Consider the following 1,384-nt stretch of genomic DNA (forward strand, 5'->3'; position numbering starts at 1 on the left):
TGTTAAGATAAACCATTGATTATGGTATAGTTAATCCACTATAAAAGAGTTATAGCGTTAACCTCGCTTGAAGTATTAAATATACATCTGCACTCGGTTGCCTTGTACTACTTTCAAATTGGATCAACTATATATCCTAATGATCTCTAATAGCCTGGTATTATTAGGTTGTTACTCTAGATCTATAACTCATTCAGACCTTTTCAGTCATTAACTTAACACCCATTCCAACAAATACAGTGCCACTTATTTTATTCAAAATAGTTTCAAATGACGGGTTTCCTCTCAAACTTTTGCTTAACACAGAAGCTAATAGTGCTAAGCATAAGCACCATACTAAACCTGTTGAAGCGAAAGTTAAGCCTAAAATTAAGAAGGATAACATTCCGTAAGCATAATTAGGATCAACAAACTGAGGAAAGAAAGCTAAGAAAAATAATGCCACCTTTGGATTAAGAACATTGGTTAGCACACCTTGCTTGTATATTTGCCAATTGTTTGAATGCTTAGAGCTGACACTACTTCCTTGATCTTGTAAGCTGTTTGCTATCAAAGGTTCTTTTTTACTCATTATCATCTTCAAACCTAAATAGCATAAATAACCTGCTCCAATATATTTCACTAACATAAATGCCATGGGTGATTTGGCGAGTAATACTGACAAACCTAAAGAAGCCAGTAAAGTATGTACCAAAGTGCCCGAGGTAATACCAAGAACAGAATAAAATCCTGCTTTTGTACCTTGTGAAATACTGCGTGTAATAATATACATACTGTCCGTGCCTGGTGTTAAATTTAACAAAATGGCAGCGACGATAAACCCCAGATAATTCTCAATACCAAACATAGATAACTCTTACTTTCAATAGCGCTAAAAACCCAAATTTTATAAATTATTATACTTTTTAACATATTTACTAGCTTTAATATTCAAGATATTTTCTAATTGGACGTTTCTTAAACGGCTTAGGGGCTTTTTTAAGACGATTGACCATATTAACTATTTCCACCTAATCGTCACTTTAAACGAATTCCAATATTAATATATAGTCAAATTCACATAAAAACGTTATAAACTAAATCATCATACTCATTATCACAATAAATGCCCATGACTTACTCTCTAGATTTTCGCAGACAAGTACTCAAAAGTGTAGACGACGGTATGACCTTTGCTGAAGCGACTGAATTCTACAATCTAAGTCCAACTACCATACAAAACTGGAAGCGACGTGTTCATAGTAAAACAACAAGGCAAACCAAACCCTACAAAATACCAGATGAGGTGCTAGTCAACGATGTCCAAGAACATCCTGATGATTATCAGTATGAGCGAGCACGTCGTTTGAACTGTAGTAAAACAGGCATTCATCATGCCCTAAAG

General features: G+C 34.4%; 2 protein-coding genes. One reads left to right on the plus strand and one right to left on the minus strand.

Features of this window, described 5'->3' with window-relative positions; translation table 11 throughout:
• Positions 1 to 193 precede the first annotated feature (193 nt).
• Positions 194 to 847 carry a LysE family translocator gene (locus M917_RS06435; RefSeq protein ID WP_021813983.1) on the minus strand — a complete coding sequence of 218 codons (654 nt, stop codon included), beginning with the start codon at positions 845 to 847 and terminating at the stop codon, positions 194 to 196.
• A gap of 264 nt (positions 848 to 1,111) precedes the next feature.
• Between M917_RS06435 and M917_RS13980 the strand changes: the two genes are divergently transcribed.
• A partial coding sequence (locus M917_RS13980; RefSeq protein WP_084606179.1) for an IS630 transposase-related protein occupies positions 1,112 to 1,384 on the plus strand: 273 nt, incomplete at its 3' end.

This window comes from Psychrobacter aquaticus CMS 56 (genome assembly GCF_000471625.1).
GTDB lineage: Bacteria > Pseudomonadota > Gammaproteobacteria > Pseudomonadales > Moraxellaceae > Psychrobacter > Psychrobacter aquaticus.